A 24,235-nucleotide genomic window follows, 5' to 3' on the forward strand; every position below is an offset into this window, starting at 1 on the left:
CCTCGCCGGAGGGACGGCGCACGTCGCCGTCACTCGCCGCAGGTCGGCCGCTCGTCGGTGGGGTAGAGCGAGGCGATGCCGTAGGTGCCGTTGCGCGTGCCGCACCAGATGCGCCACGCCCCCGGGCCCACGTCCGGGGCCGCGTAGACGCCGCCCTCCTTCTGGGCCCCGCCGCGCGCGCAGCACCGGGCGAAGGCGCGGGTGCCTATGGCCACCAGCGCCACGGGGTCCACCCGCTGGGCGAAGCCCCCGAGCTTCTTCTCGCCGCAGGACCAGGGCGCCACGCCCCGGAAGCGGATGACGTACTGGCCGCCCTGCAGGGACTCGCGGCCCCGGGCGGGGCCGTCGAAGCACACCTTGCCCTCGGCCTCGAGCTGGGCGTAGCGCGGCAGGTAGTGCAGGCCCCCGATGGTGCGGCCCGTCCAGTCATCCCCGCAGAAGACGTGGGTGAAGGCGTTGCGCGGGCCCGTGCTCACCCACAGGCCGGTGAGCCAGTCCAGGTTCGCCTGTCGCGCGCCCGGGCGGCCCGCGGCGGACAGCGCCCGTTGCAGGCGCGTGTCCTCGTAGTGCGCCGAGAGGAAGCGCCTGACGTCGCCCGCGCTCACGGAGGCATCGGGCCGGGCGGGGCACAGGCCCAGCACCTCGCGATCCTCCGGTGCGAGCTCCGGGGCCACGCGGAACAGGGGCGGGCGGGTGCAGCGGCTCGCGCAGCCCGTGGCCTCGGGCACCTGGGCGGGGAGCGGCGCGGCCGTGGGGACGCGATCCCTCGACGCGAGGAACTCCCCGCTCAGGCGGGGGGTCTCGGGCAGCTCCGCCGTGCCATCGCACCGCACCCAGCCCTCGGCTGTGGCGCTCTTCACCTTGCACCAGGCCCGGCCCGGCCCTCCCTTCTTGAGCACGGGGTAGGCCGTGTCCGGCTCGACGGTGAAGACGACGGTTTTCGATTCGGGCTCGGCCAGCGCCTCCAGCTTCACGCTGGAGACGAAGGCCCCCGCGGCGTGGGCGCGCGCGGGGAGAAAACCCAGGAGGACACTCAGGACGACAGCGAGGGAGGGCCGCATGGCTCGGGGAGGATACCCCCGACCCACGCCGGGGCGGGCACGCTCGCCTCGGGCCGCCAGCCATGGGCGGCGAGCCAGTCGCGGGCCACGTCGGCCCGCTCGGCGTGGAGCGCGAAGTCCACGCGATCGCCCGTCAGGGGCCGGGTCAGGTCGTCGTAGAGCCGCACCTGTCCGTCGCGCACGTGCAGCACGGGCAGCAGGGCGTCCTCGAGCGCGCGGCTCGCGCCGGGCGTCGAGGCCTCCAGTTGGGGCGCCTCCAGCACCCAGCGCTCGAGCGAGACCTGCCCCCGATCGCACCACGAGGCCCACAGGTCGAGCCCGCGTTCGTCCCCGAAGAGGACGCGGTTGTGCTCCGTCGCGTGCTCCTTGCGGATGGCCGAGTGGCCCCGGTGCATGGCGACGAGCCGGGGCGCCGCGCGGTCGTGGTCGCGGACCTTCTGGGTGAAGAGCAGGTTGACGCCCTCGTTGACGGTGAGCCCCACGAAGCCCGCGCGGCCCTCGAGCTGGGCGCGCAGCAGGGTGCGCTCGTCCAGGCCGTCCCCGAAGATGACGTGCAGGCCCTCCTCCTGGGCACGGCGGCAGGCCTCGTCGCCGGTGTCCACCAGGGTCACGTGCTGGCCCGCGGCCTTGAGCGCCCGCGCCACGAGCCGGCCCAGGCCATTGGCCCCGAGCAGCACATAGCCGCCCGGCGCGGTGCGCCGCACGCCCAGCCAGTCCGCGACCCACCCGCCACTCAGGCCCTGCACCACCACCGTCACCGCGATGACGAGGAACACGAGCGCCCGCAGCGCGGGGCCCCCATCCATCTCATGGGCCTCCAGTCGGTTGGCGAAGAGCGAGGCCACCGCCGCCGCCACGATGCCCCGCGGTCCCATCCAGGCGATGAAGCCCTTCTCGCGCCACGTCAGCCGCGCGCCCTGGGTGGAGGCCCACACCGCGAGCGGCCGGGCCACGACCATGAGCAGCCCCACGGTGACGAGCCCCCGCCACCCGAGCGCCGTCACCTCGCGCAGCCGCACGTCCGCGGCCAGCAGGACGAAGAGCATGCCCACGAGCATGACGGTGAGCTGCTCCTTGAAGGTCACCAGCTCGCGCCGCACGGGCACCCCCGCGTTGCCCACCACGAGGCCCGCGGCGATGACGGCCACCACGCCGCTCTCCGGGGCGAGCGCGCCGCTCACCTGCCCGAGCCCCAGCACCATGGCCAGGCTGAAGACGTTGCGCAGCTCCTCGGGGATGGCCCGCTGGGACTTGAGCCCGCGCGCGATGAGCCCCCCGGCGAGGCCGCCCACGCCCAGGCCCACGGCCCAGCGCAGCGCGAGCGCGTGGAAGAAGGTGGACAGCGCCTCCTCGGGCGGACGCAGCGCCACCTCCAGGGCCACCACGGCGGTGATGGCGCCCACCGCGTCCACGAAGATGCCCTCGCCCTCGAGCACCGTCTCCACCGGGCGCACCACCCGGATGCGGCGCAAGAGCGGGGTGATGACGGTGGGCCCCGTCACCATCACCAGCGTGCCGAAGAGCAGCGCGTTCCTCCAGCTCCAGCCCATCACGTGCCGGGCCGCGAGCGCGCCGCACAGGGCCGTCACCAGCGCGCCCACCGTCACCAGCCAGCGGATGACGCGGCCCTCCTTGCGCAGGCGGCGCACGTCCAGGCTCAGCGCGCCCTCGAAGAGGATGACGGCCACCGAGAAGTTGACCAGCATCGGCAGCGCGCCACCGAGCGTGGTGGGCCGCACGAGCCCCAGCACCTCGGGCCCGAGCAGCACGCCCGTGCCGAGCAGCACCACGATGCCCGGGATGCTCAGCCGACGGGCGAGCACCTGGGCCAACATCCCCGCCATCAAGGCCAGGGCCACACAGAGAGCGGGGGAGTAGGTCGCGTGTTCCATACCGGAGGAGCGAACCTATTCACGACCACTGAAGTCGCAGCCCTCGCGCGGACCGAGGGTCGGGCACGCGACGGATGCCCGCGCGGTCTCAGGATAGTTTGAGCCGCGCCGACTTGTGCTTGCCGACCTGCACGAGGTACTCGCCCGCGGGCAGCTCGTGCTTGGGGTCCATCACCTTCTCGCCGTTGACGCGCACGCCGCCCTGGCCCATGAGCTTGCGGCCCTCGGTGCCGCTGGCGACGAGCTTCGCCTCGGCGAGCGCCTTGGCGAGCGGCACGGTGGGCGCGCCGGCGAGCGGCACCTCCACGAGCGGCTGATCCTCGGCGACGACCTTCTTCTGCGAGTAGCGCTGCTCCCAGGCCTGCATCGCCTGCCGGGCGGCCTCGGGCGAGTGGAAGCGCGCGGCCATCTCCTCGGCGAAGCCGGACTTGGCCTGCTTGGGGTGCACCTCGCCGCGCTCCACCTGGCCCTTGAGCGCGGCGAGCTCCGGCAGCGTGCGCGAGGACAGGAGCTCGTAGTAGCGCCACATCAGATCGTCCGTGATGCTCATCAGCTTGCCGTAGATCTGCTCCGGCGCCTCGCTGATGCCCACGTAGTTGTCCAGGCTCTTGGACATCTTGTCGCCGGTGATCTTCCCGTCGACGAGCCTGGCGTCCAGGCCCTCGAGGATGGGGCCGGTCATGATGACCTGGGGCTCCATGCCCTCTTCCTTCATGAGCTGGCGGCCCACGAGCAGGTTGAAGAGCTGATCCGTCGCGCCCAGCTCCACGTCCGCCTTGAGCGCCACCGAGTCGTAGCCCTGCAGGAGCGGGTAGAGGAACTCGTGCAGGGAGATGGAGCGCTCCTCGCGGTAGCGCTTCTTGAAGTCGTCGCGCTCGAGCATGCGCTGCACCGAGTAGCGGCTCGCCAGGCGGATCATCCCCTCGGTGCCGAGCTTGTCGAGCCACTCGGAGTTGAAGCGCACCTGGGTGCGCTGGCCGTCGAGCACCTTGAAGACCTGCTCCTGGTACGTCAGGGCGTTGGTCTTCACCTCGTCGCGCGTGAGCGGCGGGCGGGCGGCGTTCTTGCCCGAGGGGTCTCCGATGAGGGCGGTGAAGTCCCCGATGAGGAAGATGACCTGGTGGCCGAACTCCTGGAAGCGCCGCATGCGCGTGAGCAGCAGCGAGTGGCCCAGGTGCAGGTCCGGCCGGCTGGGATCGAACCCCGCCTTGATGACGAGCGGCTTGCCCGTGGAATACGAGCGCTCGAGCTTCTTCTTGAGCTCCTCGGGCACCTGGAGGTCCACGGTGCCGCGGGTCACTTCGTCGAACTGCTCCTGGGGGGTCGCCTTGCGCAGCGGTTGGTCGGACATGGCGGCGCGGGACCCTAACCGAAAAGTCCCGTCCGGGGCAGCGCGATCAGGTGCCGGGCAGGTGCTCGCGGATGCGCTCGATGCTGCGCGCCTTGCCCGTCTTGTCGTCCATCTCGATGACCACGCCCTGCAGGTACACGAGGTTCTTGGCGACCTCGTAGGGCGTGTTGCGCAGGGTGACGAAGCGCTCGACGGACAGCTCCTTCTTCACGCCGATGACGGAGTCGAGCGGGCCGCACATGCCCACGTCGGTGATGAAGGCGGTGCCGCCGGGGAGAATCCGCTCGTCGGCCGTCTGCACGTGGGTGTGGGTGCCCACCACGGCGGAGACCTTGCCGTCCAGGTGCGCGCCCATGGCGTTCTTCTCGCTCGAGGCCTCGCAGTGCATGTCCACGAGGATGCAGGGCGTCTGCTTGCGCAGCTCCGCCACGAGCTCCGGCGCCACCGCGAACGGGTTGTCCAGGGGCTTCATGAACACGCGCCCCTCGAGGTTGAGCACCCCGAGCTTGCGCCCGTCCGGCGTCTGGATGACGGTGTGCCCGCGACCCGGCGCTCCCTTGGGGTAGTTGGCCGGCCGCAACAGCAGGTGCGGATGCTCCTCCACCCAGGGGAAGATCTGCTTCTTGGTCCAGAAGTGGTTGCCGCTGGTGAGGAGGTTGACCTCACAGTCCAGCAACGCCTCCGCCGACTCGGGGGAGATGCCCGCCCCGCCTTCGCTGTTCTCCGCGTTGGCGATGACGAGGTCCACCGAGTGGCGGGCGATCAACTTCGGGAGAAGGGTGCGCACCGCCTGCATGCCAGGCTTGCCCACCACATCTCCCATGAAGAGTACTTTCACGTGTCGAGGAAATCCCAGTCGCGGTAGAGCCCGCGCATCGTCTGCGACTCGGTGACCACGAGGTCCATGTCCACGTCGTCACTGTTCGTGGGGATGGTTTGGACGATCTGGTCGTTGAAGGCAAGTCCCACGCGCCGGCTGCGCGCCGAGGCCGCCTTCAGGGTGGCGTCGTAGTAGCCGCCGCCGCGCCCCAGCCGCTTGCCGTCGGGCGAGAAGCCCAGCCCCGGCACGACGAAGAGATCGATCTGATCCACCGCGATGAGGTCCGCGGAGTTGGTGGGCTCCCGCACCCCCAGGCGCCCCGGCTCCAGCTCGGTCTCGGACTTGATGGCCCGGAAGGCCAGGATGCGCCCGTGCACGTGCGAGAGCGGGTAGCAGACGATCTTCTCGTCCATCAGCGCCGCGATGAGGATGTCCCGCGTGGGTACCTCGCCCCGGATGGGGGCATAGAGCGCGACGGTGCGCGCTTTTTGGTAGTACGGCGTCGCCAGGAAGCGGGACTGCACCTTGATGCCCCGCTCGTCGATCATCTCCGGCGTCATCGCCTTGCGTCGCGCCGTCAGCTCCTCGCGCAGCGACACCTTCCGAACCGCTCCCTCTTGCGCCACCGTCTCGCTCACCGTCCCCACTCCCCGACAAGAGAAAGAAAAAAAGTCCCCCGCGAAATGGCCGTGTGCCTAGCGTCCATTGAACCCTAAAAAGCCAGGTGGGACTCGAAGTCATGGAACCGTAGGCTTCCCTCATCCCGCGAGGGGAGGGCTTGCGCATGGAACCTGAAACGAACCCCGTGATGGACGTATCGGTTCGAATTTCTGCTGGGCATCACGCGCCCCGCAGGGGACAACACCTTGGAACTCCTGGAAAAGCCCAGAAGCACTTGAAGGAATGATAAGGACGTGGGGGTGGTGGGTCAAGCCATGGGTGTGCGTTTACACGCGAGGCCCTGCCTTCTATGATGACGTGCTCCACCCATGGCGTCTGTTTCGAGAACAATCGGCTTCGCGGCCCTCATTGTCATCGTCCCCGCGACCTTGAGAGCCCAGGGCCTCCCTCAGGGCCTCCCCCGCGGGGGCTTTCAGACGGACGTGTGGGGGCGGGTGGAGTTGACCCATGAGAACGCACGGGTGATCGGCCACGCGGTGAGAGGGGGCGGCTGCCTGCCCGCTCAGTCCAAGGTGCTCGAGGGAGAGTGGCAGGGCCGGGTGCTGGTGGGTCAGCTGACGGTGTGCCTGCTGGGCCCCTCCTGTCCTCCGCATGTGGCGCTGCCGCTGCTGGCCTTCGCGGGGCCGGAGGACGGAACGTTGACGGCCTATGTGCGACCCCAGTCGGGCTGCTCGGCCACGGGGGTGGGCCTGGGCGGGCTGGTGGTCTTCTATCCGGAGTCGTCCGACGGCGCGTCGTCCCCCTCGGTTCCCCCGGCGTCGGGCCCCCGGCTCAAGCGCAATCCCGAGGCGGCCAAGGCGGCCCTGGACCGCGGGGATCAGCTCATGAAGGAGAAGAAGTGGATCGCGGCGGTCGCCGAGTTCGAGCGCAGCATCGCGCTCAATGATCAGAACTGGACCGCGCAGCTGAGCCTGGCGACCGCCCAGCTCATGCGCAACCACCCGGAGGAGGCCATCTCCGCCCTGGACAGGGCGCGGGACCTGAGCAAGGGCGAGCCGCTCATCTACTACCACCTGGCCTGCGCCTACAGTCGGCTGGGGCAACTGCCCCGGGCCATGGACAACCTGGAGCGCGCGGTGGGCCTCGGGCTCGCCATCAATCCGGAGCCCGAGGACGAGGGCCTCAAGAAGTTGGGCTCGGACATCACCTACAACGTCAAGTACGTTCAGTTGATGCAGCGCGCCGCGAACAACGTCACCGCCCCCAATGCCAAGGCATCCGCCGGCAGGCGGCAATATCCGGTCCCGTGAACTCCTCGGCTCCCTCGAGGATCCCGCGGATCCTCGGCAACTACGAAATTCTGTCCGCGTTGGGCAAGGGGGGCATGGCGGAGGTGTTCCGCGCCCGCGTCTTGTCCGGACCGCGTGAGAACTGGATCGTCGCGCTCAAGCGGCTGCTGCCGGCGCTCACCCAGGATCCCGCCTCGCTCGAGCTGTTCGCCTCCGAGGCGCGGCTCACGAAGCTGTTGGACCATCCCAACATCGTCCAGGTGCTGGACGTGGGCTCGGTCTCGGATCAGCACTTCATCGTGATGGACCTGGTGGATGGCCGCGACCTGGGCCACATCCTGCGCCGCTGCAAGCTGCGCGGCATCCACCTGCCCTTGGACTTCGCCATCTACCTGTGCCGGGTGCTGCTGGAGGCCCTGGCCTACGCGCACTCGTGCACGGGGCCCCAGGGCGAGGCGCTGGGCATCGTGCACTGCGACGTGTCGCCCTCCAACCTGTTCATCTCCCGGCTGGGGGACATCAAGCTGGGGGACTTCGGCGTGGCGCGGCTGCGCGTGGACGGGGTGCTGCAGGGTGGCGAGGTCCTGGGCAAGCCCTACTACCTGTCTCCCGAGGCCCTTCAGGGCGCGCTCTCGCCGCAGGTGGACCTGTGGGCCGCCACGGTGGTGCTCTACGAGCTGCTCACGCTCCAGCGGCCCTTCACCGGGTCCACGCCGGACGAGGTCTTCTCGAAGATCATCTACCGGGACTACCTGGCGCCCAGCCTCATCCGGCCCGCCATCCCCGAGGCGCTGGAGGAGATCATCCACCGGGGCTTCAGCACGGACATGTCCGAGCGCTTCCCCTCGGCCGAGTCCTTCGCCGAGGCGCTCGCGCCCCACTACGACGAGCGCGTGGGCACCCCCCTGGCCATCGCCGCCGTGGTCCGCGGATTGTTCGGCGCCTCCGACGCGAAGTAGGGCAGGGCTCGGTTGGCCGCCCGCCCCGGTGCGGCGGACCGGTCCCGTGCGGAAATTCCTCCCCTGACCCCAGGAGGATTTCCATGGTGGACCCGAAGAAGGAGCAGGAGCAGCAGCCCGAGGAGCAGGACACGCGCAAGGCGGACGCCGATTCGTCCAACCTGGAGGGCGGCCAGCAGGGCTACGGCCAGCCCCCCAAGGACGTCAGCGACAAGCCCCTGCCGGATCAGAAGTGGGGCGGCCGCCGGTAGCGGCTACTCCAGGCCGAGCGCCCGGGCCCGGGGAACATGCCGCGCCAGGGCGGCCACGACGCGCTCCACGTCCTCGGGGGTCGTCGAGGTGCCCAGGGAGAAGCGCAGCGTGGCGCTGGCCTGGGCCGGGGTGAGCCCCATCGCCCTGAGGACGTGCGAGGGCGACAGCGTTCCCGACGCACAGGCCGCGCCCGAGGAGACGCAGATGCCCTCCAGGTCCAGGGCGATGAGCAGCGCCTCGCCGTCCGCGCCAGGGAAGGTCAGGTTGCTCGTGTTGGGCACCCGGGGCACCGCCTCGCCGTTGATGAACACGTCCGCGAAGCGGGCGCGGACCTCGTGCTCGAACGTGTCCCGGAGGTGCCGCAGGCGCTCGGCGTTCGCGGGCCGCTCCGCGTGGGCGAGTTCGAGGGCCAGGGCGAAGGCCTCGGCGTAGGGGATGTTCTGCGTGCCGCCGCGCAGTCCGGCTTCCTGGTGTCCGGGCGTCAGCGCGTGGAGCTCCACGCCCGTGCGCACCACCAGCACGGCCGCGCCCGGCGGCCCGCCGAACTTGTGCGCCGACAGCGCGAGCAGGTCCGCGTCCACCTCGTGCAGGGTCATGGGCAGCTTGCCCGCGGCCTGTACCGCGTCCGTGTGGAAGAGGATGCCCCGGCGCCGGCACTCCCGCGACAGCGCCTCCACGGGCTGCACCACACCCGTCTCGTTGTTCGCCCACATGAGCGAGCACAGCAGGGTGTCGGGCGTCAGCGCCTCGAGCAGGGCCTCCAGCGGCACCTGGCCCGTGGAGGCTGGTGGGATTCGCACCACGTCCGCGCCCAGCGCCTCGAGCTGCGCGAGCGCGCCGAGCACCGCCGGGTGCTCGAGGGTGGAGCTCACCACGCGCCGCTTGCCGGGGGACCGCCGCCCAAACCAGGCGCCCTTGAGCGCCAGGGCATCCGCCTCCGAGCCCGAGCCCACGAAGCAGACCTCCTTCGGCGCGCAGCCGAGCACCCGGGCCACGCGTGCCCTCGCGCCATCCAAGCGCGCCCGGGCCTCGCGTCCGCCGCGGTGCACGCTGGAGGCGTTGCCGTGGCCGCCCTCGGTGAAGGCCCGCGCGAGCAGGTGGGCCACCTCGGGCCGCACCGGCGTGGCCGCGTTGTGATCCCAGTAGATCACGGCGAGGGGGCGGACAGGAGCGCCACGGGCCGCTCGTCCGCGACGCCAAAGGCCTCCAGGAAGCGCCGCACGAGCTCGCGCTTGACCGCCTTGCGCTGATGGGCCCGGCCCGACAGGGGAATGCGCGCGCCCGCCATGCTGCCGTGGCCGCCCGCCGAGCCCCCGTAGTCCTCGCAGATCTCCCGGATGAGCCGCCCCGCGTTCATGCGCCGGTCCTTCACGCGCAACGACAGGAAGAGCTGGTTGCGGAAGCTCGCGTACGCGAGCGACCACTTCATCCCCTCGAGGAACATCAGCCGCTCGGCCACCTCGGCCACCATGTCCGGGGAGTAGACCTCCTCCAGATCCGTGACGATGGCCGTGTCCCCGTACACCTTCGCCCGCTCGAAGGCCGTGTGGTACATCTGGAAGTAGCGCGCGGGCAGTTCCGGGTGCTCGATCTGTCCGAGCAGTTGCTTGTCCGCCCGGGGAAAGAGCCACAGGTACGTGTCGATGTCCGTGGGCGTCGTCTCCCGGCCCAGGTCGCGCGTGTCCGCCTTCACCCCGTAGAAGAGGGCGGTGGCCACCTCGGCGGAGGGCTCCAGACGCGCGGCGCGCAGGTACTGCGCCAGCATCGTCGAGGTGGCGCCATAGTCCCCGCCCACGTCCGCGAACGGCGCCTCGAGGCTCTCGTCGCGCAGGGGGTGGTGGTCGATGACGATGTCCACCTCGCGGCGCAGGCGCGGGGGCACGGCGTGGTTGCCCGTGGGCGGCTGCGTGTCCACGAGCGCCAGCAGATCGTACGCGTCCAGATCCAGCTGGGCGATGGGCACCACGGGCAGCCGCAACACCTTGACGAAGGCGATGTTCTCCGCGCGGCCGATGAGCCCGCTGTAGCCCACCTTCGTCTCCTCCACGCCCGCGCGCTCGCGCAGCAGCTGGGCCAGGGCGACCCCCGCGGCGATCGAGTCGGGGTCTGGATTGTCGTGGGTGAGCACGAGGGCCTTCTTGCGGCCCTTGGCGACCTGGATCAGCCGCTCCAGCTTGGCGCGGGCTGGCAGGGTCGCGAGGCGCGGTGACGGAGGCTCCGCGCTCTCACCGCCTCCGGCAAGCTTGCGGCTGTTGGCTGTGGGGGTGGCAGGCATGGGAAACGGGTTCTACTCCCTCTGGCGTGACGATTCGAGAACGCCGGAGGACATCACCGGCCCCTTCAGATTGCGGACGAGGCGCGATGACTTCACGCGGAGGCGGGAGGACCAGGGCTCGAGCGCCTCCCTGGCCCACTCACGGCGGCGCGGGCTAGTTGATGGCCTTGTACCGGCGGGCCATGTCCTTGAAATACTTGATGCCGTTCTCGAGCGAGTTCTCGATGGCATCCATGAGCAGGCCGCGGAAGATGCCCTCCGCGCCGCGCAGCGACTCATAATAGCGCTGCCGATCGATGGAGTGGATGATGGCGGGCATGTAGCCGTTGCGCAGCAGCACCAGGTTGGTGAGCATCCGGCCGACCTTCCCGCTGTTCTCCGTGAACGGGAAGATCTGCATGAACTTGTGCTGGGCCACCGCCGCCTGCTTGATGGGGTGGAACTCGCGGAACTCGGCGCTGCCCGTGTAGTCCACGTACTTCTCCAGCGCGGGCTGGATCTTCGCCGGCTGGGAGATCTCGTGGAAGTAGGTGCGGTGCAGGGGCATGTCCTTGCGGTAGCCGCTGCGCTCGCGCTCCTTGGCCAGTTCCTTCTCCGTGCGCTCGCGCCGCTCGATGTTGGCGCGCGTGGTGAGCGCCTCGGGCGTGTTGCCACACACCAGGTCGTGGATGCGCTTGATGGTGGTGAGCGTGATCTGCGCCTGCTTCTTGCCCGTGGCCGCCGCTTCCTCGCGCAGGTAGTCGCACGCGGCCTTGTGGTTGCGCACCTCGAGCACCACCGGGATCATCGCCGGGTCCATGCTGGCCCGCTCGGGGAAGAGCGCCGAGAGCAGCTCCTGCTGCGTGTACACCGTCCCCTCGAGGGCCGCGTCATGGTAGATCCACGACATCTCGAAGCGCTCGAGGAAGTCGCGACCCTTGTCCTTGTAGATGCCAAGGTAGTCGCGCAGCGTTTCGTTCTTCTCGTCAATCTCTTGGTAGCGTTCCTTCACGGACGTGACGCTCCTTCACACCGGCTCCCTGCATGGCGGCGCCTCGGGGGGAATCATGCCGAGGGCCGGGACAACGGGCACTGGATTGTAGAAATTCCAGGTGTTTAGGACAATTAAAACGCCATGGTTCTTCACAGGCTGACGAGGAAGACCTCGCACGCCTGGTCCAGGAGGTCCTTGGAAAGCGCGGGCGGGATCTGCCGGTAGCGGGCGGCATCCCGGATGAGCTGCACCAGGTCGCGCGGGTGGCAGGCACGCAGCTGCATGTTGCGCGGCCGGTAGTAGTGCTCGAACAGGTAGGTGACCGCCTGCTCCACGTAGGGGATGCCCGCCGCCTCGCACACGTTGGCGAAGATGTCCCGGTAGACCTCTTCGTCGGGGTTGGTGACCTCGATCTTGTACTTGATGCGCCGCAGGAAGGCCTCGTCCACCAGCTCCTTGGGGTCCAGGTTGGTGGAGAAGACGAGCAGCTGATCGAAGGGGATCTCGAACTTCTTGCCCGTGTGCAGGGTGAGGAAGTCCACCCGCTTCTCCAGGGGGACGATCCACCGGTTGAGCAGATCCGTGGGGTGCACCTTCTGACGGCCGAAGTCGTCGATGAGGAGCATGCCGCCGTTGGCCTTCACCTGGAAGGGCGCCTCGTAGAAGCGGGCCGTGGGCGAGTAGATGAGATCCAGCGTCTCGAGCGTCAGCTCGCCGCCCACCACCACCGCGGGGCGCCGGCACAACTGCCAGCGGTGATCCATCTCGAAGGTCTGCCGGCGGCCCGCCGCGTCGCGCTCGCTCTCCAGCCGCACGGGGACATGGTTGAGCGCGTCGAAGACCTTGATGATCTGGTTGTCGATCTCCAGACAGTGGGGGATGAACACCTCGCCGCCGAACATGCGGCTGATGGCCTCGGCGAGGCTCGTCTTGCCGTTGCCCGGGGGCCCGTAGAGAAAGAGCGAGCGGCCCGAGTTCACCGCGGGCCCCAGCTTGTCCATCAGGTCCGCGGACACGGTGAGGTGCTTGAGCCCCAGCACCAGGTCCTCGCGGCTGATGACCGGGCTCTCCTCGGTCTGCGCGGTGATGAGGGCGTTGTACTGCTCGATGGGGATGGGGGCGGGGCCCACGTAGGTGCTGCGCTCGATGGCGCCGCGCGCGTACTCGCGGCCGCGCTCGGAGAGCACGAAGTCCACCGAGGCGCGGCCAAAGCCCTTGCCGCCCCGGAGGTCCACCAGCTTCTCCGAGGTGAGGAACTCCACCACGGCCTCGATGACGCCAGGCCACGGCAGGCGCAGCTCCTGGGCGATGTCCATGCCGGTCGCCGTGCCCTGGTAGTACAGGTAGCGCAGGGCGATGTCCGACAACAGGCCCATCTTCAGGCCCGTCTCCTCGAGCGACTTCGGCTCCGCCGGAGCGATGTCGAGGATGGCGGGGTTTTCGAGACCGAAGGGATTGGCGGGGGCGGCGTACTCGGGGCGCATCGGCTCTTCTTTTAGCCGATCCGCCCCGGTTTCGGCACGCTTCCCGCGCGCGCCTCGGTCGCCTGGAGGGTCGCCTGGAGGTTCGGAGGCGCCTCCGGGCGGACGTCAGATGTAGGTCAGCCAGTGCGCGTAGCGCGGCTCCAGGCCCCGGACGGCCCGGAAGTAGGTGTCCTGCACGTACTGGGTGATGGGGCCGGGCTTGCCCTCACCCACGGTGCGGTTGTCCACCTCGCGCACGGGGGTGATCTCCGCCGCGGTGCCGGTGAAGAAGACCTCGTTGGCGATGTAGAGCGCGTCGCGGGTGACCGTGACTTCCTCCACCTCGCGGCCCGAGTCGCGCAGGATGCGCAGCACCGAGTCCCGGGTGATGCCGTCCAGGATGGGCGAGGAGAGGGGCGGCGTCTTGATGATGCCCTTCTTGTTCACCAGGAAGATGTTCTCGCCCGAGGCCTCGGCCACGAAGCCGCTGATGTCCAGCATGATGGCCTCGTCGTAGCCGCCGAGCACCGCCTCGCGCTTGGCGAGGATGGAGTTGACGTACTGGCCGGAGATCTTCCCGCGCACCATGTTCACGTTGACGTGCATGCGCGTGAAGGAGCTCACCTTGGCGCGGATGCCCTCGCGGATGCCCTTGTCCCCGAGGTATGCGCCCCAATCCCAGGCGGTGATGGCCACGCGCGTGGGGTTGATGGCGCCCAGGCCCATGGCGCCATCGCTCATGAAGGCGATGGGGCGCAGGTAGGCGCCGTTGGCGAACTGCTCCTTCTGCGCGCGCAAGAGGTCCAGGCAGCCCTGGAACACCTGCTCGCGCGTGAAGGGCATCTTCATCATGCAGATGTGGGTCGAGTCGAACAGGCGATCCACGTGCTCCTGGAGGCGGAACACCGCGAGCCGGCCATCGTGGGTCTTGTAGGCGCGGATGCCCTCGAAGGCCCCCAGCCCGTAGTGGAGGGCGTGGGTCATCACGTGCACCTGACCCTCCTCCCATTTGACCAGTTTGCCGTCGAGCCAGATCTTATCGGAGCGCAGCACTTGAGCCGAGGTGGAGCTCATGACGGGGACATCCTTGATGGGGTGGGTGTACAGCGTGGCGGCATTCTTCGCGGCCGGGTCTTTCAAGTCAAAACAATGCGTGCGGGCTCAGCCCTGGGCGATGCGCGCGAGCTGTCCCTTGGCCTTCTCGATGTCGCCCTCGTGCTTGAGCACCAGGTTGAGCGTGGAGGCCACCACGTCCGCCGAGAGGCTCTCCGCGTTGAGCAGCGCCAGGCTCTGGGCCCAGTCGAGCGTCTCGCTGATGGAGGGGGACTTCTTGAGCTCCAGCCCGCGCAGCACCGCCACCGCCTCCACCACCTGCTCCAGCAGGGTGCGCGACACGTCCGGCAGGCGCCGGCGCAGGATGCGCAGCTCGCGCTCGCGATCCGGGAAGTCGATGTGCAGGTGCAGGCAGCGCCGCTTGAGCGCGTCCGACAGCTCCCGGGCGTTGTTGGAGGTGAGCACCACCCGCGGCACGTGCCGGGCCGGGAAGGTGCCCAGCTCGGGAATGGTCACCGCGTTGTCCGACAGCACCTCCAGCAGGAAGGCCTCGAACTCGGGATCCGCCTTGTCGATCTCGTCCACCAGCAGCAGCGCCGGCGTGTCCGACAAGAGCGCCTGGAGGATGGGGCGGGGCAGCAGGAAGCGCTCGGAGAAGAACACCGCGTCGCTCGTGGCCAGCCGATCCGCGGCCTCGCTCAGCGTGCCCGCGCCCTGCACCATCTCGCCAATCTTGTCCTTGAGCAGCTGGGTGTAGAGCAGCTGCTTGGCGTACTCCCACTCGTAGAGCGCCTTGGCCTCGTCGAGGCCCTCGTAGCACTGCAGGCGGATGAAGCGCCGCCCGAGCGCCTGGGCCAGCGCCTTGGCCAGCTCCGTCTTGCCCACCCCGGCCGGGCCCTCCACCAGGATGGGCTTCTGGAGCCGATCCGCCAGGAAGCTCGCGGTGGAGATCTCCGGTGAAGCCAAATATCCCACCTGCTCGAGGCGCGTCGCCGCGTCCTCCACGTGGGCCAGGAGGTGCGCTGCGGTCGGAGGAGAAGGAGGGCTCACGGCCCCGAACTTAGTCGAAGGTTTTTCAAGCCACTGCGGCAAAAACGCCAGGGTCTCGGGGCGGTCGAGTCCCCCCCGCCGCACCCCTGACGGCCAACCCAGCGGAACGACTGCGCGTTCGCTTTTTTCACAGACGGCACACGCCATGCATCCAACCGTCTTCATCTCGACGGAGGTCGCGGTCATGTCCTGGGTGTGGCGGATGATGCTGGTGGCGGTGGTGACCGTGGTTCCAGGCGCCTTCGTGCTGCTCGTGTCCTATCTGGCCTCCCGGACGATGTGGGAGCACTGGCGCCTGGCCCAGCAGGAGGCGCTCGTGAGCGGCGTCCCGGTGACGTTCCGGGACGTGCTGGCCACGGTGCACATGAAGGACGTGGTGCAGCAGGCCCGGGCCGCGCTGTAGGGGCGCGGCCCGAGGGCCCGGGTCCTTGCTGACGACTACTTGTCCAGCTCGTCCACGAGCGAGGTCCAGTCGGCCTCGTCCGAGGCGACGGCCGTGGGGATGGGCATCATCACGGTGCGCTCGGAGACCTCGTCATCCTCGCCGAGCGCCGGGGGCGGCGCGGGCGGGGCGACGCGCTTGGGCGCGGCGGCGGCGGCGGCCGGCTTGGCGGCGGGACGGGGCGCGGCCCGGGGCATGGCGGCGGCGGGCGCCACGGTGGGCACCTGCTGGGTGGAGAACAGATCCTCCTCCGCCAGCAGACCGCCCGGCGCGGGCGTCTTGGCGGCCACGGCATTGGGCGCGGCGGGGGCCTTGGTCTTGAAGCGCGCCAGCTCCAGCTCGGCCACCTTGAGCGCCTTGCTCTTCTCCTGCACGGACTGCTGCAGGCGGGCGATCTCCTGCGCCTTGAGGGCCTCGCGGCGCTCGAGCTCCGCCTTCTGACGGGCGTTGAGGTCCTCGAGCTCCTTCTGCTGCCGGGCCTCCAGCTCCTTGCGCTCCTTGAGGGTGGCGGCCGACTTGGCGACGGCCTCGTTGGCCTTGGCCTCGGCGGCGGTGGCGCGGGCGGTGAGCTCCTTCTCCACGCGGGCCTTGGTGCTCGTGGCGCTCTCCACCGCGAGCTCCAGCTCCTGGACCTTCTTGGCCCGGAGGGCGGTCTGCCCCTGGGCCTCCTTGAGCCGGGCGTCGGCCTCGTCGGCGCGGGTCTGCAGCTCCTGGGTGAGCTGGGCGGAGCGGGCCTCGGAACGGGCCAGCTTCGTGGTGAGCTCTTCCTGGGCGCGCTTGGTGTCGGCGCGCTCCTGGGCCTGGGTCTGCTGCAGGGCCTGGGCCTGGGCCTGGGCCTGGGCGAGCTGCGCGCTCACGGCCTCGCGGTCCGACTGGAGCTTGGCCTGCTGAGCCCCCGCGGCACGCAGCTGCTCGTCGCGCGCGGCGACCTGCTTGCGCGCGGCGTCCAGCTCCGCGTTGAGCGCGGCGAGCTGCCGGGCGGCGTCCTCCTGGGCGCGCTTGGCCTGCTCGGTCTCGGCGTGGCGGCGCTCCTCGAGCTGCTTGATCTGCTCGGTGCGGGCGGACACCTCGCCGCGGAAGCGCTCCTTGTCCTGGGTCGCCACGCTGAGCTTCTGCAGCGTGTCGGACAGGTCCTGGTTCTTCTGCTCGGCGTCCTTCTCCAACATCTCGATGCGGCGCTGGGACTCGGCCGTGAGCGTGTTGAAGCGCTCCTGGAGGGTGTGGTGCTCCTCCTCGGAGTGGGCGAGCTTGGAGCGCAGCTCGGTGACCTCGGCGACGCTGCTGCCGAGCTCCTGCTTGACGAGGAAGAGCTGCTCCTCGAGCTCCTGGCCCTGGTCGCGCGCCTGGGCGAGCTGGGTCTCCAGCTCCACGCGGGTGGCGGTGGTCTGCTGCTGGGTCTGCGCGTGCGCGGCCTGCTCGCCGGTGAGCGCCTCGCGCGTGGCGGCCAGGTCGCCCTCGGTCTCCGCCAGCTTGTTGCGCGTCTGGCCGAGCTGCTCGGACAGCTCCTCCTCCATGGCCGTCTTGAGCGCCTCGGTCTCCTGCAACACGCCGTTGACGCGGACGATCTCCGCCTGGGCCGTTTGCAGCTCGGCGTCACGCTCGGCGAGCGCCTGGGCGGTGGCCGACAGGGTGCCCTGCGTCTCGGCGAGGGTGCCCTGCGTCTCGGTGAGCGTCTGGGTGGTGGCGTCCAGCTCGCCGCGAGTCGTCGCCAGCGTCTCCTCGGTGGAGGCCAGCTTCGTCTCGGTGGCCGAGAGCTTCTCCTCCGTGGCCGAGAGGGTGCCCTGCGTCTCGGCGAGGGTGGCCTGGGTCTCGGAGAGGGTCTGGCTGGTGGCGTCCAGCTCGCCGCGCGTGGTGGCCAGCGTCTCCTCGGTGGAAGCCAGCTTCGTCTCGGTGGCCGAGAGCGTGCCCTGCGTCTCGGCGAGGGTGGCCTGGGTCTCGGAGAGGGTCTGGCTGGTGGCGTCCAGCTCGCCGCGAGTCGTCGCCAGCGTCTCCTCGGTGGAGGCCAGCTTCGTCTCGGTGGCCGCCAGCGTGCCCTGGGTCTCGGAGAGCGTGGTCTGGGTCTCGGAGAGCGTCTGGCTGGTGGCCTCGAGCTCGCCGCGCGTGGTGGCCAGCGTCTCCTCGGTGGAGGCCAGCTTCGTCTCGGTGGCCGAGAGCGTGCCCTGCGTCTCGCTGAGGGTGGTCTGGGTCTCGGTGAGGGTCTGGCTGGTGGCGTCCAGCTCGCCGCGGGTCGTCGCCAGCGTCTCCTCGGTGGAGGCCAGCTTCACCTCGGTGGCCGAGAGCTTCTCCTCGGTGGAGGCGAGGGTGGCCTGGGTCTCGGAGAGGGTCTGGCTGGTGGCGTCCAGCTCGCCGCGGGTCGTCGCCAGCGTCTCCTCGGTGGAGGCCAGCTTGTCCTGCGTGGCGGAGAGGGTGCCCTGCGTCTCGGCGAGGGTGGCCTGGGTCTCGGCGAGGGTCTGGCTGGTGGCGTCCAGCTCGCCGCGCGTGGTGGCCAGCGTCTCCTCGGTGGAGGCCAGCTTCGTCTCGGTGGCCGAGAGCGTGCCCTGCGTCTCGCTGAGGGTGGTCTGGGTCTCGGTGAGGGTCTGGCTGGTGGCCTCGAGCTCGCCGCGCGTGGTGGCCAGCGTCTCCTCGGTGGAGGCCAGCTTCGTCTCGGTGGCCGAGAGCTTCTCCTCGGTGGAGGCGAGGGTGGCCTGGGTCTCGGAGAGGGTCTGGCTGGTGGCGTCCAGCTCGCCGCGGGTCGTCGCCAGCGTCTCCTCGGTGGAGGCCAGCTTCGTCTCGGTGTCGGCGAGCGTCTTGCTCGTGGCCTCCAGCTCACCCGTGAGGGTGGAGATGCGCTCGTCGCGCGCGGCGACGGTCTCCTGGAGCCCCTGGATCTGCCCGTTGAGGTCGGCCTCGGAGGCGTTCTTGGCGGCCTCGAGGTCGTTGCGCGACTGGGTCATCGCCTCGAGCTCGGCGGTGAGCTCGGCCTCGCGGTCGGCCAGGTGCGTCTTGGCGGCCTCGACCTCGCCTTCCAGCTCGCCGATGCGCTCCATCTGCTGCTGGATGTTGGCGTTGAGCTCCGCCTCGTGGCTCTCGTTGCGGGCGATGCTGTCCTGCAGCTCGCGGTCGAGCGTGGCGATGCGCGCGTCCCGGTCCTCGAGCCGCTGCGTGAGGTCGCTCTCCTGGGCGTCCTTGTCCACCTGGAGCTGATCGCGCTCGCCCGTGGCGCGGGCGAGGTCCGACTCCAGGCCGGCGATCTGCTCGTTGAGGCGGGCCTCGAGCGCGGCGCGCTCGGCGTTGATCCGCTGGATCTCCGCGTCCGCGCGGGCGCCATGGTCCTCGGCGGCGCCGGCGCGGGCCTCGAGGGTGCGCACGGTGGTGTCGCGCTCCTGCTCGAGCTGGGCCAGGCGCTCCTGGAGCGCCTGGACCTCGCCCGTCAGCTCGGAGTAGCGCTGGTCGCGCTCGCCGATGGTGCGGGCCAGCTCGGCGTCCAGCGTCTCGATGTTCTGCTGGCGCCGCGACAGCTCGCCCTCGTGGGCCTGGACGGTCTCGGTGAGCCGCTGCTCCTTGACCTCGAACTCGAGCGTGACGATGCCCAGGTGCTTCTCGAGCTTGTCGTACTCGTCGCGGACGTAGGTGATCTCCGCGGCCCGGCGCGACAGCTCCTCCTCGCGGTTGGAGGCCTCGCGGCGAAGGACGTTGATGTCCTTCTCCTTGGAGGCCACCACCTCGATGAGATCCTTCTCGGCGGAGAACTTCTGCAGGAGCAGGTCGTCCACGGTGGCGCCGTGCTCGCGCTCCTTCTGGAGCGTGGCCTGCTGGGCCTCGTTGAAGCGGCGCAGCAGGTCATCCACCTGCATCTTGAGGCCCTGCAGCTCCACGTCCTTGTCGTGGAGGCGGTCCTCGACGGACAAGAGCTCGCGCTCGCGGACGTTCCACACCTCGGAGAGGCGGGCGATCTGCGACTCGCGGCCCTTGAGCTCGTCGCGCAGGAGCTGCACCTTGCCCTCGGGCGTGCCCATCAGGTCGCGCCGGGGCGGCGGGCGCTTGAGCTGACGCGACTCGGCGAGCAGCTCCGCCTTGCGGTCCGCGATGGACTGGAAGGCGCGCTCGAGGAAGGTGCGATCCTCCTCGGTGATGGCGCTGCGGCGCTCGCGCTTGGGCAGCCGGGGCGGGGCGCCGGCCGGGGTGGGCGGGCCCCGCAGGGGCGGGGGGATGCTCGGCGGGCCGTCACGCGGCGCGGCCTGCTGGGCGCTGGCGGACTCGTCCCCGGAGGGGAGGATCTCCATGCTCATCGCCGCGAGCTCGCCCATGTCGAAGGGCACCAGCAGGTAGCCGTCCGCGGCACCCGGGCTCTGGCGGTGCTGCTCGATGCCCTCGCGGCTCATCTCCTCGGACACGAGGAGGACGTGGAGGTTGTGGCCCCACTTTCCGCGCTTGATCTGCCCACAGATGCTCAGACCGGACTGATCACTGCCCTTCAGCTCGGCGTTGATGACGAGCAGATCCGGTCGGCGCTTCTCGACCTCACGCTGGGCATCCGCGGCACTGGAGGCGATGGCCGTTTGATAACCCGCGCTCTTGAGCACGGTGGCCATGCTCAGGGCGAAGTCATTCTTGCTCTCGACGATAAGGACGCGACGCTCCATGAGCCCTTTTTTTCCCAGGAAAGATCAATGAAAACCCGCACATCCTAGATCCGCACCACAAGCCTTGGAAAGTTTCCCCGTCAGGCTCGGTTGGCTGCTTCACGAGTGCGCGAGACCCTGGGACCGCTTACGGACTCTTGCCCCGAGCGCCGCCCTGGATCTTTGCATCGGCAGCGGTGGCCGGCTGCTCATCCCGCCCCGGGAAGGTGGTGGGAGGCGTGTGTCGGGCGAAGTGGGTCCCCTCGGGGGGACAGTAGCCGTGGGCGAGCTGGGCGAACCACGGATTCAAGCGGGAGGCGGGCGGCTCGCGCGGCGGCAGCTCCGCGGGCTCGTTCTCCTGGAGCTCGTCGTCGCTGATCTCCTCGGGCTCCTCCAGGGGCAGGGCGGCGCGGGGCGTGGGCGAGACGTCGTCGTCCTCCTGGAGCGCCATCGCGTGCGAGGAGGAGATCTCCTCGGGTTCATCCTCCTCGGCCGTGGGCGGGGTGGCGGGCTCGGCGGGCCGGGGGCCGCTCGGCGCGCGGCCGCCGCGGGGAGGCAGCGGCGGAATCGCCATGGACGGGCGCGAGGGCAGCGCGGGCGGCCGCGCGGGCTCGGGCTCGGCGGCGGGCGGGGGCAGCACGGCGCGCGTGATCAGCGAGGGCCGGGGCGGAATGGGCGGCGGGCTCACGGCGGCGGGGGCCGTGGCGGGCGCGGGCGCGGCGGCGGGGGGCGTGAGCGGAGGGGGCATGGGAGGCGGTGCGGCGGCGGGAGGGGAGGGCGCATCGCGCAGGGGCAGGCCCATGATCACCGGAGGGCCCTCGGGCCGGTGGGCATCCGGCTCGGTCTTCACGAGCCGCGTGTCGAGGCCGTCGTCCAACAGCGCCATGCCCACCACGACGGGGGGCTCGTCGCTGACGGGCTGGCCCAGGCCGGGATCCGTGTCCGACTGCGCGGGGGACGCGGCCTCCTCGGTGCCGGGGGGCGTGGACGGGGCCGCGGCGCTGGCCCCCGCGCCCGTGCCCGTGCCGACATTGCCCATGAGCGCGAGGACGCGGTTGGTGGGGGTGCCGATCGTGGTGGCGTGGAACTCCGTGCTCTCGGCGCTCGCGCGCGGCGGCGGCTGTTTGCCGAGCAGCCCATCATAGAGGTCCAGCAGCTGGCCCCGGATGCGCCCCGCGTCGAGCGTCTTCTGCGCGGCGGCGCGCGCCTGCTGCCCGAGCGCGCGGCGGCGGGGCACGTCCCGGGCCAGCTCGACGATGCGCTCGGCGAGCGCCTTGGCGTCTCCGGGCGGGTAGAAGACACCGGCCGAGGCGGGCACGAGCTCGCGCGTCACCGGGAGATCCGCGGCGAGCACCGGCCGGCCCGCGGCGAGGTACTCGGACACCTTGGCGAGCGCGCCGCCCTGCACGCGGTTGCGATCCACGTCCTCCAGCGGCAGCACGCCCACGTCCGCGAGCGTGAGCACCTTGGCCACGTCGTCGTGGGCCACGGCGGGCTGGAACTCCACGTGCTGCTTGAGGCCCAGCTCGGCCACCAGGTCCTCCAGGTGGGGCTGCCAGTCGGGGTGGCGGGCGCCCACGAGCGTGAGCCGCACGTCCTCCTCCTTGACGGCCAGCGCGAGCCCCCGCAGCAGGCCCGCCAGCCCCTGCCACGCCACCTGGCTGCCCAGGTACATCAGCCGCATGGGGCGGCCGTCCGGCACGCCGAGGGCGTCGGGGTTGTAGGGGCCCAGGTCCACGGGCGCGCGCACCACGTGCACCGCCTCGTCCGGCACGCCGAGCGAGCGGATGAAGCCGCCCGTCGTGGCCGAGCCGGTGATGACGCGGTCCGCGTTCATCAGGCAGAAGAGCTCCTGGCGCCGGACCTTGGAGAGGAACTTGCGGTCACCCTCCAGCTGCGGGTGCGTGTAGCGCAGCTCCTGGGAGGGGAAGCTCTGCGCCTCGTACACGATCCGGTAGCCGTAGTCCCCCTTGAGCTCGCACAGGGCATAGCCGCCAAAGGGGTCCGTGAAGTGCACGAGCGCGTACTCCTCGCTCTCCAACTGGCGCCGCACCGCGCGCTCGAAGGATTGGATGCGCGAGGCGAGATCGCCGGAGCCCACGGGCACGCGCAAGAGCCGCGCGCTCTCGTACTTCTCGATATGGGTGTGGTCTGGCGTCTTCACCGAGAGCACCACCACCGTGAACCGGTCGGGCAATGCCTTCAGGTACTCGGTCACCCGGCGCGAGGAGCCAGATGGACCGGGGATGACGTCAAAGCTGCACAGCAGGAGTCTGGGCAGGTCGCTCAAAGCGGGCCGGAGAATACAAAGGCCCCTCCCGACTTGTCACCGTCCCCGGCCAATCCCATGAGGTATGCCCACGAACAGATGCGAAATCGTCCGTTGACCGCGATTTTCCCCCCCACTAAGCCCTTGCGTGCTTATGGGCGACCTCAAGAGCGTCATGGTGGAGCACCTGCGGCAGTTGGCCCACGCGCGGTTGGAACGGATGCGGGGCCGCCCCGGTCTGGTGGGGGTGCTCGTGGAGGGGGTGTCGCGGCTGGCCCGGCGCCTGGGGCTGCGGCCCGCGCGCTCCTCGCCCCTCCGGGCCGCGCCGTCCGACAAGCCCGAGGACAAGGACGCGCCCCTCGCCCCCCGGGGCCCGCTGCCGGGGGATGACGAGGAGAAGACCCCCGTCTACATCCCGCCGCCCCGGGTGCGGGTCGTCAACTTCCCGCCCAAGCCCAAGTCCAAGCCCCAGCGGCCCTCCCCGGACGAGGAGGCCACCCTGTTCTCGCCCGGGGATGAGGACGCCGAGGCCGTGGCGCCCGTGGCGACGGAGGCCGAGCCCCTGGTGGAGGGCTTCTTCGTGGCGCGCATCGCCGGAGAGCAGGAAGCGGCGCGCCATCACCTCGGGCGTCCGGGCACGCCGCCCCCTCCGGGTCCGGGACATCCGGAAGGGCCCGGGGGGCTGCCCCGGGAGTATGGCGACGACACGGTCCTGCTGCTGCCGCGCGATCCGCACACGCTCTACGTGGTCTGGGACTTCAGCGCCGCGAGCCGTCGGCGGGCCATGGAGGGCCTGGAGTCCCCGAGCGCCGTGCTGCGCCTCTTCAATGATCAGGACCGGTTGCTGAGCGTCATCGACATCGCGCTCGAGTCCCGCGGCTACTACCTGCATGGTCTTCCGGCGGGTCAGCCCTACCGGGTCGAGGTCCACTTCCTGGGCCGCAAGGGGGCCACGCGCCGCATCGGACCCTCGTCCAACCGCGTCATGCTGCCCCCCGGGGGCCCGTCCGCGGACACCTCGGTGCGCTTCATGCGCGTGCCGTCCCGCCTGTCGTCCCGGGACGAGGCCTCGCGGGGGCCCTCGCTGCGAACGCTGCCCGCCGACGCCTCGCGCCCGTACATCACCTGGCGTCGCGTGAGCCTGCCGGGCAGCGAGCGGACCCAGGCCGTGGCCGGAGCCCCGCGCGCCGAGGGCGCCTCCGAGGTCCGGGCCGTCGGGTCCATTCCGGGGCAGGGGACCTGGTTCGGCTCGTCGGGGCCGGTGGGCGGCGCGTCCGAGCAGGTGCCGGGCGGCGCCGTGTCCTCGTCCTTGTCGTCGTCCTTCTCGTCGTCCTTCTCCTCATGGGGACCCCTGGGCGGCGCGTCCGAGCAGGTGCCGGGGGGGCCCGGTGTTCCCGGTGTTCAGAGGGGGGAAGGGGCGTGGCTCGCCTCCGCGGGGCCGGTGGGCGGCTCGTCGGAGCAGGTGCCCGGAGGGGCCGGTGGGCGGAGCGAGGCGGGTCACTGGTTCTGGTCCGCGGGGCCGGTGGGTGGCTCGTCGGAGCAGGTGCCCGGGGCCGAGGCGGGGCCGTGGTTCGGCTCCACCGGGCCCGTCGGCTCCTCGGAGCCCCGTCGGGACGCGGGGGCAGGGGGACTGACGGGCGGGGCGTGGGTGGGCTCGGCGGGGCCGGTGGGATCCTCGGAGCAGGCGCCGGGGCACGGAGGAGGGGTCGCGCGGGGCGAGGCGCGCTGGGTGTGGTGGTACGGGCCCGTGGGGTCCGCCCCGGAAGGGTTCTCGGGGCACTGGGTCGTGTCGCACGGCCCCTCGGGCTCCTCCGAGCTGGGCTCCTCGGGGCGCCCGGACCTTCCCTCCTCGCCGGTCCGCTGA

The 24,235-nt window shown here is 70.7% G+C and carries 18 protein-coding genes and 1 other RNA gene; 5 read left to right on the forward strand and 14 right to left on the reverse strand.

Going from position 1 to position 24,235, the window contains the following annotated elements; translation table 11 throughout:
• Positions 1-29: 29 nt before the first annotated feature.
• The 6 genes from I3V78_RS17270 to ssrS form a co-directional block, all read right to left on the reverse strand.
• A complete protein-coding gene (locus I3V78_RS17270) occupies positions 30-1,061 on the reverse strand; it encodes an EndoU domain-containing protein (protein WP_204489494.1) in 1,032 nt (343 codons plus the stop codon).
• Positions 1,034-2,953: a cation:proton antiporter gene (locus tag I3V78_RS17275; RefSeq protein ID WP_204489495.1), complete on the reverse strand. Its 1,920-nt coding sequence runs from the start codon at positions 2,951-2,953 to the stop codon at positions 1,034-1,036. The genes I3V78_RS17270 and I3V78_RS17275 overlap by 28 nt, the downstream gene beginning before the upstream one ends.
• A gap of 88 nt (positions 2,954-3,041) precedes the next feature.
• On the reverse strand, positions 3,042-4,304 hold the full coding sequence (gene tyrS / locus I3V78_RS17280; RefSeq protein ID WP_204489496.1) for a tyrosine--tRNA ligase: 1,263 nt from the start codon (positions 4,302-4,304) through the stop codon (positions 3,042-3,044).
• Between the two features lie 46 nt (positions 4,305-4,350).
• The gene (locus I3V78_RS17285) at positions 4,351-5,142 is read right to left on the reverse strand and encodes a TIGR00282 family metallophosphoesterase (RefSeq protein ID WP_204489498.1); all 792 of its coding nucleotides are present in this window, start codon (positions 5,140-5,142) and stop codon (positions 4,351-4,353) included.
• On the reverse strand, positions 5,139-5,762 hold the full coding sequence (locus I3V78_RS17290) for a 5-formyltetrahydrofolate cyclo-ligase (RefSeq protein WP_204489499.1): 624 nt from the start codon (positions 5,760-5,762) through the stop codon (positions 5,139-5,141). The genes I3V78_RS17285 and I3V78_RS17290 overlap by 4 nt, the downstream gene beginning before the upstream one ends.
• A 31-nt stretch (positions 5,763-5,793) precedes the next feature.
• A non-coding RNA gene (gene ssrS / locus I3V78_RS17295) (6S RNA) lies at positions 5,794-5,985 on the reverse strand.
• A 260-nt stretch (positions 5,986-6,245) separates the two neighbouring features.
• On the opposite strand from ssrS, the gene I3V78_RS17300 reads away from it, so the two are divergent.
• The 3 genes from I3V78_RS17300 to I3V78_RS17310 all read left to right on the forward strand — a co-directional run bounded on the left by I3V78_RS17300 (position 6,246) and on the right by I3V78_RS17310 (position 8,244).
• On the forward strand, positions 6,246-7,055 hold the full coding sequence (locus I3V78_RS17300; RefSeq protein WP_204489500.1) for a tetratricopeptide repeat protein: 810 nt from the start codon (positions 6,246-6,248) through the stop codon (positions 7,053-7,055).
• A complete protein-coding gene (locus tag I3V78_RS17305) occupies positions 7,052-7,993 on the forward strand; it encodes a protein kinase domain-containing protein (protein ID WP_204489502.1) in 942 nt (313 codons plus the stop codon). Before I3V78_RS17300 ends, I3V78_RS17305 begins: the two co-directional genes overlap by 4 nt.
• Positions 7,994-8,076: 83 nt before the next feature.
• Positions 8,077-8,244 carry a hypothetical protein gene (locus I3V78_RS17310; RefSeq protein WP_204489503.1) on the forward strand — a complete coding sequence of 56 codons (168 nt, stop codon included), beginning with the start codon at positions 8,077-8,079 and terminating at the stop codon, positions 8,242-8,244.
• A gap of 3 nt (positions 8,245-8,247) precedes the next feature.
• Here I3V78_RS17310 and I3V78_RS17315 read toward each other — a convergent pair whose 3' ends face one another.
• The 6 genes from I3V78_RS17315 to I3V78_RS17340 form a co-directional block, all read right to left on the reverse strand.
• A complete protein-coding gene (locus I3V78_RS17315; RefSeq protein WP_204489504.1) occupies positions 8,248-9,396 on the reverse strand; it encodes an aminotransferase class V-fold PLP-dependent enzyme in 1,149 nt (382 codons plus the stop codon).
• Positions 9,393-10,520 (reverse strand): DHH family phosphoesterase, encoded by a 1,128-nt coding sequence (locus I3V78_RS17320; protein ID WP_204489506.1) that lies wholly within the window; start codon positions 10,518-10,520, stop codon positions 9,393-9,395. The genes I3V78_RS17315 and I3V78_RS17320 overlap by 4 nt, the downstream gene beginning before the upstream one ends.
• Positions 10,521-10,674: 154 nt before the next feature.
• Positions 10,675-11,511: a Fic family protein gene (locus tag I3V78_RS17325; RefSeq protein ID WP_204489507.1), complete on the reverse strand. Its 837-nt coding sequence runs from the start codon at positions 11,509-11,511 to the stop codon at positions 10,675-10,677.
• 131 nt (positions 11,512-11,642) lie between these two features.
• A complete protein-coding gene (locus tag I3V78_RS17330; protein ID WP_204489508.1) occupies positions 11,643-12,977 on the reverse strand; it encodes an AAA family ATPase in 1,335 nt (444 codons plus the stop codon).
• 105 nt (positions 12,978-13,082) lie between these two features.
• Positions 13,083-14,030, reverse strand: coding sequence for a branched-chain amino acid transaminase (locus tag I3V78_RS17335; protein ID WP_204489509.1), 948 nt, complete (start codon positions 14,028-14,030; stop codon positions 13,083-13,085).
• A gap of 87 nt (positions 14,031-14,117) precedes the next feature.
• Positions 14,118-15,059, reverse strand: coding sequence for an AAA family ATPase (locus I3V78_RS17340; protein WP_338023634.1), 942 nt, complete (start codon positions 15,057-15,059; stop codon positions 14,118-14,120).
• Positions 15,060-15,243: 184 nt separating this feature from the next.
• Here I3V78_RS17340 and I3V78_RS17345 point away from each other — a divergent pair, with 184 nt between their 5' ends.
• A complete protein-coding gene (locus I3V78_RS17345; protein ID WP_239576468.1) occupies positions 15,244-15,462 on the forward strand; it encodes a hypothetical protein in 219 nt (72 codons plus the stop codon).
• A gap of 35 nt (positions 15,463-15,497) precedes the next feature.
• Here the strand turns inward: I3V78_RS17345 and I3V78_RS17350 are convergent, their stop codons facing one another.
• A complete protein-coding gene (locus tag I3V78_RS17350; protein WP_204489511.1) occupies positions 15,498-20,123 on the reverse strand; it encodes a response regulator in 4,626 nt (1,541 codons plus the stop codon).
• A gap of 127 nt (positions 20,124-20,250) precedes the next feature.
• Entirely contained in the window at positions 20,251-22,350 is a 2,100-nt protein-coding gene (locus I3V78_RS17355) for a glycosyltransferase (RefSeq protein WP_476756498.1), read from the reverse strand.
• Between the two features lie 175 nt (positions 22,351-22,525).
• Here I3V78_RS17355 and I3V78_RS17360 point away from each other — a divergent pair, with 175 nt between their 5' ends.
• Positions 22,526-24,235: a DUF4912 domain-containing protein gene (locus tag I3V78_RS17360; protein WP_204489513.1), complete on the forward strand. Its 1,710-nt coding sequence runs from the start codon at positions 22,526-22,528 to the stop codon at positions 24,233-24,235.

This window comes from Archangium primigenium (assembly GCF_016904885.1).
Lineage (GTDB): Bacteria > Myxococcota > Myxococcia > Myxococcales > Myxococcaceae > Cystobacter > Cystobacter primigenius.